The following is a 17,793-nucleotide window of genomic DNA, read 5'->3' as shown; positions in this document are numbered from 1 at the left end:
TTTAAAGGTATTTAGCTAAGCGTGTTCTCTTTTTTTCTGGTAATGCAGTATTATTAACTGCTAGTTTTACTAGGTAGGTATCTTTTTCTTTAGCAAAAAGTAACTTGTAAAAATCTTGTACAGTAATTTCATTTTTAGACTGTTCTACCAATGTAAAAATATCTCCTGTTTTAACTGTTCCTTCTTGTAAAATACGAACATAAGTGCCAGGACGGTTATGGTCTATAAATTGTTTTAGTATTTGTTGGTTTCCAAAACGTATACCTAGCTTATAACAAGGTTCTCTTGGTTGTGATACTTGCACAATAGCGGTTCCTATTTTGTAAATATCACCAATTCTAATTGTAGCTTCATTTAACCCTTCTACAGTAAGGTTTTCTCCAAACATTCCCCAGTTCCACTCCAAAGTAGGGTAAAGGTTTTTCCAATATGCATACACATCTGCAGAAAATAGGTAACAAGCCTTGTTTGTACCTCCGTGGTGTTTACGATCTATAACAGTGTCGTTAACAACATCTGTACTCGTTAATAGTAAAGGTGCAGTAGTTGGGTATTTGTAAATTCCGGTTACTTCTTCCTTGCCATTCCACTGTATTTTGGTTGGTTTTCCAAGGTTGGTTGCTATTACTTTCATCCTATAAAGATAAAAAACCATTGCATATAAATACAATGGTTTTATTTGGCAGTAATAATTGGTGTATAATAAAGTCTATTCCTTATCCATTTTTTTTACCATAAAAAAGCCAATTAATAAAGCCGTACCTGCAGTAATAAAAGTTGTACCAACAGCAACAGCTTCATCTAAGCCCATATTAATAAAAATATTACCAAGTAAAATTCCTAAGCCAATACCTATTATTAGCAAAGAAAAATTTAACGTAAGTATTTTCCAAATAGGTGCTGCTTTGTCTTGTTTTCCCTTCACAAATATGCCTGCATCTAAACCTTTTTCTATTAAAGCCAAGCGCTCTTTGTTACGTGTAGAAAAAAATAAGTAAAATACGCCAAATATAGATGCAAATATTAATGCTACAATTAGTACTTCTGGTCCCATAATTATGTAATTTAAATTGATTAATTTTATTTTGTTCTTATGGTAAGACGATAGTTTTTAAAATATGGTTACAAGTTTATCAAAAAAATATTTTTTAGCTACTTTGGTAACCAAACCAATTAACAGGTCGTCTAACCTACAAATGACTAATGCAAACGACCAATATTACATAGCTAAAGTGCTAAACGGTGATCCGCAAGCTTACACATTTCTTGTAAATAAGTACAAGGATATGGTTTTTACTTTGGCTGTAAGAATGTTGCGTAATAATGAAGAGGCAGAGGAGGTAGCACAGGATGCATTTGTAAAAGCATATGCAAAATTAAATAAGTTTAAGGGCGACTCTAAATTTTCTACTTGGCTATATAAAGTGGTTTACAATACAAGTTTAGATAAACTTAAAAAATTAAAAAAAGATGCTTTGGTTGTGCCTATAGAAAATGTAACCGAAAGAAGTTTACATACAATAGACAATGCTTTAGAGCAAATGCAAAATAAAGAGCGTACAGTTGCAATACAGCAATGCATAGCATTACTATCTGCAGATGAAAGAGCTTTACTAACCTTGTTTTATTTTGATGAAATGTCATTAAAAGAAATAGCAAAAATAACTGCAACATCTGTAAATAACTTAAAGGTTAAACTGTTTAGAAGTAGAAAAAAATTAGCAGCAATAATAGAAGCTAAGGTTGCACCAGAAATAATAAATATATGAATAAGGAGCAGAAACATATAGATGATTTTATTGATAAAACAATACAGTCTTTAGAAAAAGAAAAACCATCTGTAGATTTTACATCACTAGTAATGGCTAAAGTAGTAGTAGAAAAAACGTCTACAGCCACTACTTATAAAACTTTAATATCTAAACCAGTTTGGGCACTTATTTTTGTAATAGTAGGTGGTTTATGCGTGTATTTATCATTTTTTGGAACGGAGGAAAGCGTAAGTTGGTTGCCAAATAAAAATTATAATTTTCTAACATCACTATTTAAAAATATACATTTAAATAATAGTTTAATATATGGTATAGTGGCTCTGGCGTTAATGACATTAATACAGGTGCCTATTTATAAAAATTATTACAAAAATAAATTTCAGGTATAAATACCTTAAAACTTACTTATTTTTAAACCATCACTAAAATTTAGTGATGGTTTTTTTGTTAAAAATGAAACCCTTTAAAAAAGCAATCGTTTTTAAGATAGAATACTTACAAAGATTTATGCAACAAACCACAAACCAATTAATTGCTGGCTGTAAAAAAGGAGATAAAAAATCTCAGCTACAGTTGTATACAAATTATTGTGACGCAATGTTTACCATTGCTTGTAGGTATTTAAGAAACAAAGAAGATGCAAAAGATGCAATGCAGGAGAGCTTTATAAAAGCTTTTGGTAAAATTAATAATTACGAGTCAACATACACAATAGGAGTTTGGTTAAAACGAATTGTAATTAACCAATGCTTAGATGTGTTAAAAAAACAAAAGTTAATTTTTGAGGATTTAGATGATGTTGAATATGAGTTTGAAGAAGAATCTGATTGGTATTTTAATGATGCAATAACAAAAAAAGACGTGCTTAAAGCAATAGAGTCATTAACAGTTAAATACAAGTTAGTGGTGCAATTGTACCTAATAGAGGGTTATGATCACGAAGAAATATCACAAATTTTACAGTTGCCAATAAAAACATCTAGAACACATTTGCGTAGAGGAAGATTGCAGTTGCAAGAATTGTTAAATGAGACCAAAGTAAAAACGAATAAAGAAATTATTCAACAAAAATAAAGGAGATGAAAAATTTAAGAAACAGTTTTACTGAAGATGATTTTCCTAAAAAAGAATTACCAGTAACACATAAAGACGAGTTTTTAGAGAAGTTAGGTAATATGCCATCTGCAAAAAAGTATAATTATAGGTTTATGAAGATTGCGGCAGTATTTGTTTTACTTGTAGGATTGGCATTTGTGTTTGTGCAGCAAAATGCTACAGATGATGAAGAAGAAGTAAATGCAGTACAAATTACAAAAGAACTTAAAAAAGTAGAAACAGAGTATTTAGCTAATATAGATACAGAATGGAAGAATTTTTTAGCTGTGGCCACAGATGAAAAACTAATACGCAGGTATAAACAAAAGCTAACACAGTTAGATGCGGATTACAAGCAAATTTCTAAAGAATTTAAAGCCGATAAAAACAATCTTTTTGTGGTAGAAGATTTAATTAGAAATCTGCAAACGCGTCTAAGTTTGCTTAAAGATATACAAGAACATATAAAAATATTAAACGCAAAAAAAGATCAAAATGAAACAACCATATAAAATTTTACTATTATTAATTTTAATTACAACAGGAGTAGTTAGTGCGCAAGAGGTAGTTGTGTATAAAAAGGATTTTGAAGTAAATAAAGAGGGTAATGTAACTGTTAATTTGTTTACTGATGATGTTTTAATAGAGAACTCTATTGATGATAAAGTACACGTAATTTACTCAGTTTCTTTTACTAAATACTCAAAAAGGCAAATACAAAATTATGTAGAAACTATTAAAGTAACAACAGAGAAGGAAGGTGGTAACCTGATAATAACAAGTAGAGGGAAAAATTTAAAATATCGTTTTTTTGAATTTGTAACAATGACTAATAGAGCCTTGAATTTAAGAAGTAAGGATACTATTAATATAAGAAAAACAAAAGATTCTATTGTTAATGAAATACATGCTTGTTATAAGCCATATTTAAGGTCTATTAAAACTAAGCCTAATAAAGCTAAGTATAAATATGAAAAATCTAAGGGGGCAAAGCCTAAGTTTCTAATTAAAGTTCCTGAGGGTGTTATTTTAAAAGTAAATGGTTCTGGTAGTCAAATTAATTTTTCTAAAATAGAAAACCAGACTGAACTAAAAATAAAAAGAGGCGGTGTAATTTTAGATAGAATAACAAATAGCAAAAGTAGATTTCATATAAAGGATGGTTATTTTTATGCAGAAGAAATTGAAGGAGCTCAATTTTATTTTAATGATGTTTATAAAGCTTTAATTGGGAGCATTAAAAACGCAACTATAGAAAATGACTTTTCAAAAGTGGAAATTGCAGAACTAAAAGAGAATGTAAAAATTAATGATTATAATGGTGTCTTTTGGTTTTACAATTTAAATAATAATGCGAGCTTTAATTTAGATTCAGATTACTCCAAATTAAACATATACGGTAAAAATGAGAATAATAATCTTATAAATGCTTTTAAATCTAAGGTTAAGGACGATTCAAATCCTGCAGCAAACTTTACGTTAGAGGACCCGAATATAAATTTAAAAGTAGCTAATGGTTTAATTTATTACCATAATTAAGAAAGAGCTTAGTTGGTATAAAAAAATCCGCATTAAGTAATTAATGCGGATTTTCTATTTTTAAGCCTATTGGTACTTATTACTTTACCATTTCGTAGCTTCTTTTAATAAAGTTTGTAAGCTCTTCACCTTTTAATAAGCCTTTAGATAAACGTGCTAAATCTAAAGATTGATTTATTAAACGTGTTTTTGTTTCTGGTGCATCTGCAGTTAAAATTTCAGAAACCAAAGCATGATTTGTGTTTACAATAAGGTTATACATTTCTGGCATATTACCCATACCAAACATACCACCACCGCCACCGGTTTGTTGCATTTCTTTCATTCTACGCATAAACTCTGGCTCTGTAATTGTAAAAGGAGCAGCATTACTATCCATAGCTTCTAACTGTACAGTAAAGCTTTTATTGGTAATAGTTTCTTCTAACTCTTTTTTAAGTGTTTCTTTTTCTTCTTCAGATAGTTTAGAGATTTGCTCTTCATCTTTCTTAATAAGATTATCTATATGATCTGCATCTACTCTTGCAAAAGAAATATTCTCTTTAGAAGTTTCTAATTTTTGCATTAAGTGACTAATAATAGGAGAATCTAGTAATAAAACCTCGTAACCTTTAGCTTTTGCAGCTTCAATATAACTGTGCTGTGCTTCTTTATCAGAGGCGTATAAAAGAACAAGTTTATTGTCTTTATCAGTTTGTGTAGCTTTTATTTTCTCTTGTAACTCTTCAAACGTGTAAAAAGCGCCATCTACTGTTGGGTACAATGCAAATTTGTCAGCCTTGTCAAAGAATTTATCATCAGAAAGCATTCCGTATTCAATAACAATTTTAATGTCATTCCATTTCGCTTCAAAATCTTCTCTATTATTTTTAAATAAAGATGATAGTTTGTCTGCTACTTTTCTAGAAATGTATGATGATATTTTTTTAACAGCACCATCAGCCTGTAAATAAGATCTAGAAACATTTAACGGTATGTCTGGTGAGTCTATAACACCACGTAACATAGTTAAAAATTCTGGTACTATACCTTCTACGTTGTCTGTAACAAAAACTTGGTTTTGGTATAGTTGTATACGGTCTTTTTGTATGTTTAAGTCGTTAGTTAATTTAGGGAAATATAAAATACCTGTTAAGTTAAACGGGTAATCTACGTTAAGGTGTATATGAAACAAAGGCTCCTCAAACTGCATTGGGTAAAGCTCTCTGTAAAACCCTTTATAGTCCTCTTCTTGTAAATCTGCCGGAGCTTTTGTCCAAGCTGGGTTAGGGTTGTTTATAATATTGTCTACCTCCTGTGTTGGTGCAGGGTCTTCTTCCTTAGCGTCTTCTGGCTTAGGTAACGTTTCTGTACGCATACCAAACTTAATTGGTACAGGCATAAACTTGTTGTACTTTGTTAAAAGCTCATTTATTTTACTGTCTTCTAAAAACTCTGTAGAGTCATCTGCAACGTGTAAAATAATTTCTGTGCCACGTTCAGTTTTGTCTGCCTCTTCTAATGTAAAATTAGGAGAACCATCACAAGTCCAATGTGCAGCTGGCTCATCTTTAAAGCTTTTAGTAATAATTTCTACTTTATCTGCAACCATAAAAGCAGAGTAAAATCCAAGTCCAAAATGACCAATAATACCAGAGTCCTTAGCAGAGTCTTTGTATTTGTCTAAAAATTCTTCGGCTCCAGAAAAAGCAACTTGGTTAATGTATTTTTCAACCTCGTCTGCTGTCATACCAAGACCTTGGTCTATAATATGTATTTTTTTACCTTCTTTATCAACCTTAATTTCTATAACCGGATTGCCGTATTCTACCTTAGCCTCACCAATAGAAGTTAAATGTTTAAGTTTTAAAGTTGCATCTGTAGCATTAGATATTAATTCTCGTAAAAATATCTCATGATCACTGTAAAGAAACTTCTTTATAAGCGGAAAAATATTCTCAACTGATACATTAATTTTACCTGTCGCCATAATTAAATTGTATTTAGTATTCCTTTAGTTAGAAAAACTGATTATTAATTTTTTTATTCTGATATGGGTATGGCAAATAAAATACCAATTAAGCTATATATGACAAACTGACACTCTATTAAAAAATATCAGATTTTTTGGTTATCTTCAATTATTGCAATTAAAAATTATCATTATTTATATATTGCAGCTTTTAATTGGGTTTTACCCAAACCAAACTAAGATATTAAAGTAAAAGTTATGTATAATTCAAAAATAATTGGCCTTGGCCATTATGTACCAGAAAATGTAGTTACTAATGATGATTTATCAAAAGTAATGGATACTAATGACGCTTGGATACAAGAGCGTACTGGTATAAAGGAAAGAAGACACGTAGTTAAAGGAGATGGTGATACAACTACAACAATGGGTGTAAAGGCTGCTAAAATAGCTATAGAACGTGCAGGTATAGATAAAGATGATATAGATTTTATAGTTTTTGCAACACTAAGTCCAGATTACTATTTTCCTGGGCCAGGAGTTTTAGTGCAAAGAGATTTAGGTATTAAAACCGTAGGAGCATTAGATGTAAGAAACCAGTGTTCTGGTTTTGTGTATGGTATATCTGTAGCAGACCAATATATAAAAAGTGGTATGTATAAAAATGTACTTGTTATTGGTTCTGAGTTACACTCACACGGTTTAGATATGACTACACGTGGCAGAAGTGTTTCTGTAATTTTTGGTGATGGCGCTGGTGCGGCAGTATTAAGTAGAGCAGAAGATAATGATACAGGTATATTATCTACTCATTTACATTCTGAAGGGCAACACGCAGAGGAGTTATCTTTAATTGCGCCAGGTATGGGTAAACGTTGGGTAACAGATATTATTGAAGAAGCAGACCCTAATGATGAGTCTTATTTTCCTTATATGAACGGACAATTTGTATTTAAAAATGCAGTGGTGCGTTTTAGTGAGGTTATTATGGAGGGCTTACAAGCAAACAATTTAGAAGTTTCTGATATTGATATGCTAGTGCCACACCAAGCAAACCTTAGAATATCACAGTTTATACAAAAGAAGTTTAAACTAAATGATGATCAGGTTTTTAATAACATTATGAAATATGGTAACACAACAGCAGCATCTATACCTATTGCATTAACAGAAGCTTGGGAACAAGGAAAAGTTAAAAAGGGAGATTTAGTTGTGTTGGCAGCCTTTGGTAGTGGTTTTACTTGGGGTAGTGTTATTATAAAATGGTAATATTTACGTTAAGTATATAAAAACATAAAGCCCAGAGCAGAACTCTGGGCTTCTTTGTCATCGATAGGCTATACTAAACACTAACCATTAACTATAAAAATACAGCGTTATCAATGACCTTATCTTAAAATGTCTTTATTTAAATAACTATATATAGTTATAAGACGTAAATTTTACAATAAAGTTACAATCGTTAACAATATTTAACATTAAATTTTCAAAAAATGTCTAAAACCCTTGTTTTTGGTGCTTCGTTGAATCCGAATCGGTATAGTTATCTTGCTATTAAGAAACTCTTAGAAAAGAACATAACAACTGAGGCATTCGGTAAAAATTTAGGGACTATTTTACATCTCCAAATTAAAGATAATTTAACCGAATTTCAAAATATAAATACAGTTACTTTATATTTAAATCCGTCTAGGCAGGTAGAATATTACAATGCTATAGTAAAATTACATCCAAAGCGAGTAATATTTAACCCAGGTACAGAAAACCCTGAATTTTATAAAATACTGAAAAAGAACAACATAGAGGTTGTTGTTGGGTGTGCTTTAGTAATGTTGGCAACAAACCAGTATTAAAAATAAATTTTATAATTTTTTATAAAAAATATTACAAATAATATAAAAAAGTTACTTTTCCCTAGTACTGTTTTTTCAAATTCTTATTTTTTTCTAATCAACCATAGGCCAAAAAAGGTAAGTAAGCCATTTATTGGAAGCATTTCATAACCAACTACATACCCTCCAAGCTGTTCTGGTGGCACGTTAGAAATTAGTAAAATTAGAATTACAGGTACAATTGCCACAAGCCAAACCCATTTGTCTTTAATTTTATGTTTTGTAAAAATACCAAAGGTAAAAAGTCCAAGTAAAGGGCCATATGTATAGGTTGCCACAGTAAGCAAACTGTCTATTACATTGCGGTCTAATATGTTTTTAAATATTATAATAACAATTATAAGTAAAATGCTCATACCTATATGTGTAATTTTGCGTAGCTTTTTTTGTTGTTTTTGCGGTTTTTTATCTATGCCTAAAAAATCTACACAAAAAGAAGTTGTTAAAGAAGTTAATGCACTATCTGCACTACTGTAAGCAGCTGCAATTAAGCCTAACATAAATGTAATAGCAATTACAATTCCTAGTCCACTGTTTAAGGCTATTTCAGGAAAAAGTAAATCTGTTTTAGGAGCACCAACACCACCAAGAGAAGGAGTTACAATATTAAATTTATCTGCATAAATAAATAAAAGGGCACCTAATAGTAGAAAAATAAAGTTAACAACAACCAAAACTAAACTAAAAGAAATCATATTTTTTTGTGCATCCTTTAATGTCTTGCAACTAAGGTTTTTTTGCATCATATCTTGGTCTAAACCAGTCATACAAATAGCAATAAACATACCTCCAAAAAACGATTTTATAAAGTGACTTTTAGCTAGAAAACTATCTGTGTAAAATATTTTATTGTATTGTTTTAGTTCTTCAGAGGCTAGTAAGTTACCTAAACTCATATCTAATTTATCTGTTATAAAATAAATAGACAAACCAACAGATAGTAACATAAAAAGGGTTTGTAGCGTATCTGTCCAAACAATAGTTTTAATTCCGCCTCTAAAAGTATAAATCCATATAAGCAGTATAGATAGTATTACAGTAATTTCAAACGGAATATTTAAATCATCAAAAACAAACTGTTGCAATACTAATGCAACTAAAAATAACCTAAAAGAAGCGCCCAATACCCTAGATATAAAAAAGAAAAAAGCACCAGTTTTGTAACTAACCATACCAAACCGTTCTTTTAAATACTCATATATAGAGGTAACATTAAGTTTGTAATAAATAGGCATTAAAACATATGCAATTACAAAGTAACCAACTAGGTAGCCAAACACTACTTGCATATAGCTAAATTGTGAGCCTTGTACCCAACCAGGAACAGATATAAAAGTTACGCCAGATAATGATGCGCCAACCATACCAAAAGCAACTACATACCAAGGAGATTGTTTGCCTGCTTTAAAAAAATCTTCGTTAGTGTCGTTTTTTCCGGTTAAGTAAGATATTAATAGTAAAACTAAAAAGTAACAACCTATTAGTATTAATATATGGGTAGATGTCATAAGTAGTAATTTGTGGTTGCAAAGTACAAAAAGAAAAAATATCATCATAGTACTAATAGATCTTCAAAAAACAAGAATAAATTGTAAATTTGTGTAGAAAAATGATAGTATGGATTTCTCTTCTAAATTGTTAGAAAATGCAGTGTACGAAATATCTCAGTTGCCAGGAATTGGTAAGCGTACAGCTCTGCGTTTGGCATTACATTTATTAAAACAACCAAAAGACCAAACTAGTGCATTATCTAATAGTTTATTAAAGTTAAGAGAAGAAATTAAATTTTGTAGCAACTGCCATAATATTTCTGATGTTGTCTTATGTGAAATTTGTGCTAACCCAAAAAGAGATGAATCTATAGTTTGTGTTGTAGAAGACATTAGAGATGTAATGGCTATAGAGAATACAGGGCAATACAGAGGACTGTATCACGTTTTAGGAGGTAGAATTTCTCCTATGGAAGGCGTTGGTCCGCAAAATTTAACAATAGATTCTTTGGTAAATAAATCTAAAGAAGGTATAATTAAAGAGCTAATTTTTGCTTTAAGTTCTACTATGGAAGGTGATACTACCAACTTTTATATTTACAAACAAATAGAAGGTATGGGTTTAAAAACGTCTACTATAGCACGTGGTATTGCCGTTGGTGATGAACTAGAGTATGCAGATGAGGTAACCCTTGGTAGAAGTATATTAAATAGGGTTCCTTTTGAGAATTCTTTAAAATTAGGATAGTTTAAATTAAAATAAATGCACTAAATTTAATTAAATGACGTTTTAATTAGTATTTTTGCAAAATTAAGTATATAAATTGCTTTTAAAATAGTAATATGTCAAAATTTGAATTAAAATTACCTCAGATGGGAGAAAGTGTTGCAGAGGCAACATTAACTACTTGGTTAAAAGAAGTAGGGGATACCATTGAGATGGATGAGGCTGTTTTTGAAATTGCCACTGATAAGGTAGATTCTGAAGTTCCTTCTGAAGTAGAAGGTGTCTTAGTTGAAAAACTTTTTAACGTTGATGATATAGTACAAGTTGGACAAACTGTTGCTATTATTGAAATTTCTGGCGATGTAGAAGTTTCTGCTACAACAGAAGATAGTGCACCAGCGGCTGAAGAAAAAGTTGAAGAAACACCAGAAGTTGCGGCTATAGAAGGTTCTATTGCTGTAGCTAAAGAAACAGTAGCAACATCACAAGATTTTAGTGATTCAGATAAATTTTACTCTCCATTAGTTAAAAATATAGCTAAAGAAGAGGGTATTACTATTGCAGAATTAGACGCTATAAACGGTACAGGTAAAGAGGGCAGAGTTACTAAAACAGACATATTAAATTATGTAGAAAACAGAACATCGCCTAGTAGTAATGGTACTACGGCAGCACCAAAAAGCGCACCTGCATCATCAGCACAGCCAACAAAAGCACCAGCAACTAAGGCGGCACCAGTTGTTGCTTCAGACGGAGATGAGGTTATACCACTGTCTCGTATGGGTAAATTAATTGCACAGCATATGACAGCTAGTGTGTCTACATCTGCACACGTACAAAGTTTTATAGAGGTAGATGTTACTAACCTTGTAAACTGGAGAAATAAAAATAAAAATGCATTTTTAAAGAGAGAAGGAGAAAAACTTACATTTACTCCAATATTTATGGAGGCAGTAGCATTTGCTATTAAAAAGTTTCCGCTAATAAATATTTCTTTTGATGGAGATTCTGTAATTAAAAAGAAAAATATAAACATAGGTATGGCAGCAGCTTTACCAGACGGAAACTTAATTGTACCTGTAATTAAAAATGCAGATCAGTTAAATTTAGTTGGTATGGCTAAAGTTGTAAACGACCTGGCAAACAGAGCAAGAAACAATGCTTTAAAACCAGACGATATTCAAGGAGGTACATATACCGTAACCAATGTAGGTACATTTGGTAGTGTATTTGGCACACCAATTATTAACCAGCCGCAAGTAGCAATTTTAGCATTAGGAGCAATACGTAAAGTGCCATCTGTTATAGAAACTCCAGAAGGTGATTTTATAGGTATACGTTCTAAAATGTTCTTATCTCATAGTTATGATCACCGCGTTGTAAATGGTGCCTTAGGTGGTATGTTTATAAAAGCAGTAGCAGAATACTTAGAAGCTTGGGATGTAAACAGAGAAATTTAATACATCACTAATATAAATACTATAAAATGCCCTGTTTTTTAACAGGGCATTTTTTTATACCTATTTTATTTTCTCTAAAAGTTGCTATTCATTTATCTTTGTCTTAAAACACAGTAAAATGGATTTAAAATTAACACGCCCAATTTGTTTTTTTGACTTAGAAACAACAGGTATAAACGTGGCTAAAGATAGAGTGGTAGAGATTTCCATTTTAAAAGTATACCCTAACGGAAATAAAGAAAGTAAAACTTGGCTAGTAAACCCAGAAATGCATATACCAGATGAGGTTGTTGCAGTGCATGGTATTAGCAATGAGAAAGTTGCAAATGAACCTACTTTTGCACAATTATCTAAAGAAATTTACGCAATGATTAAGGATTGTGACCTAGGAGGTTACAATTCAGATAGGTTTGATATTCCACTTTTAGCTGAGGAAATGTTACGTGCAGGAGTAGATTTTGATATGAAAAATACAGTATCTGTAGATGTGCAAACTATCTTTTTTAAGATGGAGAAAAGAACTTTAGAGGCTGCTTATAAATTTTATTGCAATAAAGAGCTTACAAATGCTCACAGTGCTGCCGCAGATACAAATGCAACTTTTGAGGTCTTAAAATCACAATTAGACCGTTATCCAGAATTGGAAAACGACATTAAAAAACTATCAGAATTTACCACTCGTAAAAAGTTTGCAGATTTTGCTGGCTTTATTATAATAGATCAAGATGGTGACCCAGCTTTTTCTTTTGGTAAGCATAAGGGTAAAAAGGTAGATGAAGTTTTAGAAAAAGAACCAGGCTATTTTGGGTGGATTTTAAATGCAGATTTTCCGTTGTATACTAAAAAAGTACTTACTCAAATAAAACTTAGTAAGTTAAACAATAAGTTAAGTTAAATAATGAAATTTTTCTTTTTGCTTTTTTTTAGTGTTGTTAGTGTGTCTGCACAAGAAATTTTAATAGACGGCACCATTTACAATGCAAAAACACAAGAGCCAATTCCGTATGTTAATGTTAGTTTTTTAAACACATTAAAAGGAGCTTCTACAGATGAAAAAGGTTATTTTTTTGTAGATGTTCCAACATCTTTCTTAGAAAAAAAAGTACACTTGTCTTCTTTAGGTTTTAAAGATACTATTGTAGATGTGAAAAAAATTGTAGCGGACAAAAAGTTTGGTATGGTAGAAGAGTCTTTTGAGTTAGATGAGGTTGTTGTGGCTAAATCTCTTGGAGACTCATACGTGCTAAACCCTATAGGTAGTTATGATCTTAAAAGTGGTTTTTCATCTTCATCTACACCGTGGGTATTGGCAACGTACTACCCAAACATAGGAGCATCAAAAAAATATGTAAATAAAGTTACCGTTTTTTTTCAAAAAAATGAAGGGTTTAAAAGAAGAGCATCTAAATTTAGAATACGTGTTTATGATGTAGACCCAGTAACAAAAAAACCAACAAAAGATTTATTACATAAAAGTATAATTTTAGAAACCTTTGCAGAGAATGACTTTGTGTCTATAGACTTGTCTGCCTTTAATATAAAAATGCCTAAACAAGGCTTATATATTGGTTTAGAGTGGTTATTTGTACCCTATAATTGGTACGCAATTAAAGGTAAAGACCCCTTAACTAGTAAATTAACTATAGAAGATAGGTTTGCACCAACATTTGGTGGCGTTTACAATAAAAACCAAAATTTTAAAGTTATGGTATATGGTATGGGAGAATGGACAGATTTTAAGGTAAAGTCTAAAGATAATACCAAGCATTTAGTACCAGCGGTAAGTTTAAAATTGTCTAAAGAAAAGCAATAACCTAATAAAGTTTATTATGAAGATAATTTGTATAGGTCGTAATTACACAGATCATATTAAAGAATTGGCCAATGAAAAGCCTACAGATCCTGTTGTTTTTATTAAGCCAGATTCTGCTGTGCTACCAAAAGAACAAGATTTTTACATACCAGAATTCTCTAATAACATACATTATGAAGTAGAGGTTTTAGTTAAAATTAAAAAAGTAGGAAAACATATAGAACAAAAATTTGCTGCCAATTATTATGATGAAATTGGTCTAGGAATAGACTTTACAGCACGTGATCTTCAATCTAAGTTAAAAGAAAAAGGATTACCTTGGGAAAAAGCAAAAGGTTTTGATGGTGCGGCAGTAATAGGTAAATGGTTGCCAAAAAGTAAATTTTCTTCTGTAGATAATATAAATTTTTCATTGTTAAAAAATGAAGAAATAGTACAAAAGGGAAATACAAATTTAATGTTGTGGAAAATAGACGAGCTTATATCGTATGTTTCTCAATACTTTATGTTAAAAAAAGGAGATGTCATATTTACAGGTACACCAGCAGGTGTAGGACGGGTAGATGCTAATGATTATCTTTGTGGCACCTTAGAAGGTGAAGAAATGTTTACATTAAATATAAAATAAATGATTTATAGTCTTGATAAATTAAATGAAATGGCAGATGGTGATAATGATTTTATCAATTCTGTAGTATCTGTTTTTTTAGAAGAAGTACCTGAAGATTTAGGACTTTTAGAAAAAGCTATTGAAAGTAGGGATTATGAGCCTACCTACCAATTAGCTCATAAAATTAAACCTAATGTAGATTTGTTGGGTATGGAGCAAACCAGAGCTGCTGCTTATGAAATTGAATCTTTAGGAAAGCAACAAGGAGATTTTAATGAAATTGATAAAATTTTTAAAACATTAAAGGTTGATGTAGAACAAGTTGTAGTAGAGTTAAAAAACGACTTTAATTTGTAATGCTTGCCGAGATAATAACCATAGGAGATGAGTTACTTATTGGTCAGGTTATAGATACCAACTCAGCTTTTATAGGTAAAGAATTAAATAAGATAGGAGTAGCTGTATATCAGATTACATCTGTACAAGACAATAAACAGCAAATTTTATCTGCTTTAAACGATGCATCAAAAAGAGTAGATATTGTTTTAATTACTGGCGGCTTGGGTCCTACAAAGGATGACATAACTAAGCATACTTTATGCGAGTTTTTTAATGATACCTTGGTTCAAAACAACAAAGTGTTAGCGCACGTAGAGGAGTTGTTTAAAAAGTTTTCAGATAAACCAATATTAGATGTTAATAGGCAACAAGCTAAAGTGTTGTCTAAAGCTACCGTTTTGCACAATATAAAGGGCACAGCGCCAGGAATGTGGATAAAAAATAAGGATACTGTTTTTGTGTCTATGCCAGGTGTTCCTTTTGAAATGCGCTACCTTATAACGGAAGAAGTAATACCGCGTATAATAAAAGAGTTTAAAAGACCACACATAATACATAAAACATTTATTACTTATGGCGTTGGAGAAAGTGCTTTAGCGGCACAAATAAGTGATTGGGAAGATAATTTACCAAAGTTTATAAAACTTGCATATCTGCCAAGCTTAGGATCTGTACGTTTGCGCTTATCTGGTACAAGTTTAAATAAAAGCAGTTTAGAAAAAAGTATAGAAGAAGAAAGTCTAAAATTAAAAAGTCTAATAGGAGATATAATTTATGGCGATGAAGGTGAAGATGAGTTAGAGGTTGTAGTAGCTAAATTGTTTACAGAAAAAAGAAAAACACTTGCAACAGCAGAAAGTTTTACAGGAGGTAAAATAGCAGAAATAATTACATCTATGCCTGGAGCATCTGCCTATTTTAAAGGAAGTGTTGTAAGTTATGCAACCGAAGTTAAAACAACTGTTTTGGGAGTGCCAGAAGACTTAATTAAAACGTATTCTGTGGTAAGTGAGCAAGTTGCAGTAGCAATGGCTAAAAATGTACAAAAAATGCTTAAGACAGACTTTGCAATTGCAACTACAGGTAATGCAGGGCCAACCAAAGGAGATTCTAACGCAGAAGTAGGTACAGTTTATATTGGTATTGCAACACCAACTAAAACATTTGCTGTGCATCAACAATTAGGAGGACAAAGAGAACGGGTAGTAAACAAAGCAATTAATAAGGCTTTAGAGCTATTGTATAAAGAAATATTAGGTTGTTAAATAGTGCCATTTTAGAAGTAGAAAAAATAATTTTAAAAATTTGATGAAAAGAATTTTGTCTACCCAAAAAAAAGCTATAAATTTGCAGCCTGTTTAAAATAACACAAAATCTAGCATAATGTCAAAAGTTTGTGAAATCACTGGAAAGAAAGCAATGTTTGGAAATAACGTGTCTTTCTCTATTAATAAGACAAGAAGAAGGTTTGATGTAAATCTTTCCAAAAAACGTTTTTACATTCCAGAGGAAGATCGTTGGATAACTTTAAAAGTATCTACAAGAGCTCTTAAGAGTATCAATAAAAAAGGAATCTCTGAAGTATTAAAAGAGGCTAAAGCACAGGGGATTATTAAATAATCTCTTTAAAAAATAATAAAGATGGCAAAGAAAGGTAACAGAATACAAGTTATTTTAGAGTGTACAGAGCATAAAGAGTCTGGGCAACCAGGTACTTCTAGGTACATTACCACTAAAAACAAAAAGAACACTCCAGATAGAATTGAGTTAAAGAAATTTAACCCAATCCTTAAGAGAATGACTGTTCATAAAGAAATAAAATAATTTAAATTTCCTTTATCAAGGAAATTGTTAAACTATAAAGTTATGGCAAAGAAAACAGTAGCAAGTTTACAGACCAGCTCAAAGAGATTAACTAAAGCCATTAAAATGGTAAAATCTCCTAAAACAGGTGCTTACACGTTTGTGGAATCAGTAATGGCTCCAGAATTTGTAAACGAGTGGTTAGCAAAAAAATAATATCAATATACCATATTGATAATAAAGCTACTTTCATTAGAAAGTGGCTTTTTTTATTTTTATATCTTTGGTGAAATTACAGGATAAAAAATGAGTCTATTTAAAAATATATTTTCTTCAAAAAAGAAGGAGAGCCTTGATAAAGGTTTAGAGAAAAGTAAAAGCAGCTTTTTTTCTAAGTTAAGTAAAGCTGTTGCTGGTAAAACTAAGGTAGATGATGATGTATTAGACAACTTAGAAGAGATTTTAGTAACTTCTGATGTTGGTGTAGATACTACTTTAAAAATTATAGATCGTATAGAAGCACGTGTATCTAAAGATAAATATTTAGGTACAGATGAGCTTAATGTAATTTTACGTGAAGAGATAGCGGCACTTTTATCTGAAACAAATACAGGTAATGAAACCGAATTTGTAGTTCCTAAAGGTGTAAAGCCTTATGTAATTATGGTTGTTGGTGTTAATGGTGTTGGTAAAACTACTACCATTGGTAAAATGGCTTATCAATTTAAAAAACAAGGCTTAAAGGTTGTTTTAGGTGCTGCAGATACTTTTAGAGCTGCTGCAATAGATCAGCTACAAGTTTGGGCAGATCGTGTAGATATTCCAATTGTAAAACAAAAAATGGGTAGTGACCCTGCTTCTGTTGCTTTTGATACGTTAAGTTCTGCTGTAACTCAAAATGCAGATGTAGTAATTATAGATACTGCTGGCCGTTTGCATAATAAAGTAAATTTAATGAATGAGCTTACTAAAGTAAAAAGAGTAATGCATAAGGTTGTAGATAATACGCCGCATGATGTAATGCTTGTTTTAGACGGTTCTACTGGTCAAAACGCTTTTGAACAAGCTAAGCAATTTACAAAAGCTACAGAGGTAACTTCATTAGCGGTTACTAAATTAGACGGTACTGCAAAAGGTGGTGTTGTAATAGGAATCTCAGATCAGTTTCAAATTCCGGTAAAATATATTGGAGTGGGAGAAGGTATTGAAGACTTGCAGGTTTTTAATAAATATGAGTTTGTAGACTCTTTCTTTAATCTGAAAAAATAATTTTAAAACCTCCGTATGGAGGTTTTTTTGGTT

The 17,793-nt window shown here is 31.2% G+C and carries 22 protein-coding genes; 18 read left to right on the top strand and 4 right to left on the bottom strand.

Features of this window, described 5'->3' with window-relative positions:
* Position 1 precedes the first annotated feature (1 nt).
* A complete protein-coding gene (locus CELLY_RS02510; protein WP_038504675.1) occupies positions 2 to 634 on the bottom strand; it encodes an MOSC domain-containing protein in 633 nt (210 codons plus the stop codon).
* Positions 635 to 709: 75 nt separating this feature from the next.
* Positions 710 to 1,054 (bottom strand): DUF6249 domain-containing protein, encoded by a 345-nt coding sequence (locus CELLY_RS02505; RefSeq protein WP_013620081.1) that lies wholly within the window; start codon positions 1,052 to 1,054, stop codon positions 710 to 712.
* Positions 1,055 to 1,118: 64 nt separating this feature from the next.
* Here CELLY_RS02505 and CELLY_RS02500 point away from each other — a divergent pair, with 64 nt between their 5' ends.
* The 5 genes from CELLY_RS02500 to CELLY_RS02480 all read left to right on the top strand — a co-directional run bounded on the left by CELLY_RS02500 (position 1,119) and on the right by CELLY_RS02480 (position 4,406).
* On the top strand, positions 1,119 to 1,769 hold the full coding sequence (locus CELLY_RS02500; RefSeq protein ID WP_013620080.1) for an RNA polymerase sigma factor: 651 nt from the start codon (positions 1,119 to 1,121) through the stop codon (positions 1,767 to 1,769).
* The gene (locus CELLY_RS02495) at positions 1,766 to 2,161 is read left to right on the top strand and encodes a hypothetical protein (protein WP_013620079.1); all 396 of its coding nucleotides are present in this window, start codon (positions 1,766 to 1,768) and stop codon (positions 2,159 to 2,161) included. The genes CELLY_RS02500 and CELLY_RS02495 overlap by 4 nt, the downstream gene beginning before the upstream one ends.
* Positions 2,162 to 2,225: 64 nt before the next feature.
* Positions 2,226 to 2,846 carry an RNA polymerase sigma factor gene (locus tag CELLY_RS02490; RefSeq protein WP_244847034.1) on the top strand — a complete coding sequence of 207 codons (621 nt, stop codon included), beginning with the start codon at positions 2,226 to 2,228 and terminating at the stop codon, positions 2,844 to 2,846.
* 5 nt (positions 2,847 to 2,851) lie between these two features.
* The gene (locus tag CELLY_RS02485; protein ID WP_013620077.1) at positions 2,852 to 3,379 is read left to right on the top strand and encodes a hypothetical protein; all 528 of its coding nucleotides are present in this window, start codon (positions 2,852 to 2,854) and stop codon (positions 3,377 to 3,379) included.
* Entirely contained in the window at positions 3,363 to 4,406 is a 1,044-nt protein-coding gene (locus CELLY_RS02480; RefSeq protein ID WP_013620076.1) for a hypothetical protein, read from the top strand. Before CELLY_RS02485 ends, CELLY_RS02480 begins: the two co-directional genes overlap by 17 nt.
* 79 nt (positions 4,407 to 4,485) lie before the next feature.
* Here CELLY_RS02480 and htpG read toward each other — a convergent pair whose 3' ends face one another.
* Positions 4,486 to 6,375 (bottom strand): molecular chaperone HtpG, encoded by a 1,890-nt coding sequence (htpG, locus tag CELLY_RS02475; RefSeq protein WP_013620075.1) that lies wholly within the window; start codon positions 6,373 to 6,375, stop codon positions 4,486 to 4,488.
* Between the two features lie 240 nt (positions 6,376 to 6,615).
* Between htpG and CELLY_RS02470 the strand changes: the two genes are divergently transcribed.
* Positions 6,616 to 7,626, top strand: coding sequence for a 3-oxoacyl-ACP synthase III family protein (locus CELLY_RS02470; protein WP_013620074.1), 1,011 nt, complete (start codon positions 6,616 to 6,618; stop codon positions 7,624 to 7,626).
* A 224-nt stretch (positions 7,627 to 7,850) separates the two neighbouring features.
* A complete protein-coding gene (locus tag CELLY_RS02465; protein WP_013620073.1) occupies positions 7,851 to 8,210 on the top strand; it encodes a CoA-binding protein in 360 nt (119 codons plus the stop codon).
* 83 nt (positions 8,211 to 8,293) lie between these two features.
* Here the strand turns inward: CELLY_RS02465 and CELLY_RS02460 are convergent, their stop codons facing one another.
* Entirely contained in the window at positions 8,294 to 9,757 is a 1,464-nt protein-coding gene (locus CELLY_RS02460) for a sodium:solute symporter (protein ID WP_013620072.1), read from the bottom strand.
* 109 nt (positions 9,758 to 9,866) lie between these two features.
* Between CELLY_RS02460 and recR the strand changes: the two genes are divergently transcribed.
* From recR to ftsY, 11 genes are all read left to right on the top strand, one after another.
* Entirely contained in the window at positions 9,867 to 10,487 is a 621-nt protein-coding gene (gene recR, locus CELLY_RS02455) for a recombination mediator RecR (protein ID WP_013620071.1), read from the top strand.
* Between the two features lie 95 nt (positions 10,488 to 10,582).
* The gene (locus tag CELLY_RS02450) at positions 10,583 to 11,926 is read left to right on the top strand and encodes a dihydrolipoamide acetyltransferase family protein (protein WP_013620070.1); all 1,344 of its coding nucleotides are present in this window, start codon (positions 10,583 to 10,585) and stop codon (positions 11,924 to 11,926) included.
* Positions 11,927 to 12,044: 118 nt separating this feature from the next.
* Positions 12,045 to 12,821, top strand: a complete 777-nt coding sequence (locus CELLY_RS02445; protein ID WP_013620069.1) for a 3'-5' exonuclease — start codon at positions 12,045 to 12,047, stop codon at positions 12,819 to 12,821.
* A gap of 3 nt (positions 12,822 to 12,824) precedes the next feature.
* Positions 12,825 to 13,739, top strand: coding sequence for a carboxypeptidase-like regulatory domain-containing protein (locus tag CELLY_RS02440; RefSeq protein ID WP_013620068.1), 915 nt, complete (start codon positions 12,825 to 12,827; stop codon positions 13,737 to 13,739).
* A 16-nt stretch (positions 13,740 to 13,755) separates the two neighbouring features.
* Positions 13,756 to 14,367, top strand: coding sequence for a fumarylacetoacetate hydrolase family protein (locus CELLY_RS02435; RefSeq protein WP_013620067.1), 612 nt, complete (start codon positions 13,756 to 13,758; stop codon positions 14,365 to 14,367).
* Positions 14,368 to 14,706 (top strand): Hpt domain-containing protein, encoded by a 339-nt coding sequence (locus tag CELLY_RS02430; protein WP_013620066.1) that lies wholly within the window; start codon positions 14,368 to 14,370, stop codon positions 14,704 to 14,706.
* Entirely contained in the window at positions 14,706 to 15,953 is a 1,248-nt protein-coding gene (locus tag CELLY_RS02425) for a competence/damage-inducible protein A (RefSeq protein ID WP_013620065.1), read from the top strand. The genes CELLY_RS02430 and CELLY_RS02425 overlap by 1 nt, the downstream gene beginning before the upstream one ends.
* A gap of 118 nt (positions 15,954 to 16,071) precedes the next feature.
* Positions 16,072 to 16,308, top strand: a complete 237-nt coding sequence (gene rpmB / locus CELLY_RS02420) for a 50S ribosomal protein L28 (RefSeq protein WP_013620064.1) — start codon at positions 16,072 to 16,074, stop codon at positions 16,306 to 16,308.
* Positions 16,309 to 16,329: 21 nt separating this feature from the next.
* Complete coding sequence (gene rpmG / locus CELLY_RS02415; protein ID WP_013620063.1) at positions 16,330 to 16,512, top strand: 50S ribosomal protein L33; 183 nt, start codon at positions 16,330 to 16,332, stop codon at positions 16,510 to 16,512.
* Between the two features lie 42 nt (positions 16,513 to 16,554).
* Positions 16,555 to 16,707 carry a DUF4295 domain-containing protein gene (locus CELLY_RS16845; protein ID WP_013620062.1) on the top strand — a complete coding sequence of 51 codons (153 nt, stop codon included), beginning with the start codon at positions 16,555 to 16,557 and terminating at the stop codon, positions 16,705 to 16,707.
* A gap of 90 nt (positions 16,708 to 16,797) precedes the next feature.
* Positions 16,798 to 17,760, top strand: coding sequence for a signal recognition particle-docking protein FtsY (gene ftsY / locus CELLY_RS02410; RefSeq protein WP_013620061.1), 963 nt, complete (start codon positions 16,798 to 16,800; stop codon positions 17,758 to 17,760).
* Positions 17,761 to 17,793: the final 33 nt, after the last annotated feature.

This window comes from Cellulophaga lytica DSM 7489, assembly GCF_000190595.1.
Taxonomy (GTDB): domain Bacteria; phylum Bacteroidota; class Bacteroidia; order Flavobacteriales; family Flavobacteriaceae; genus Cellulophaga; species Cellulophaga lytica.
This window is presented reverse-complemented; position numbering and strand designations above follow the sequence as displayed.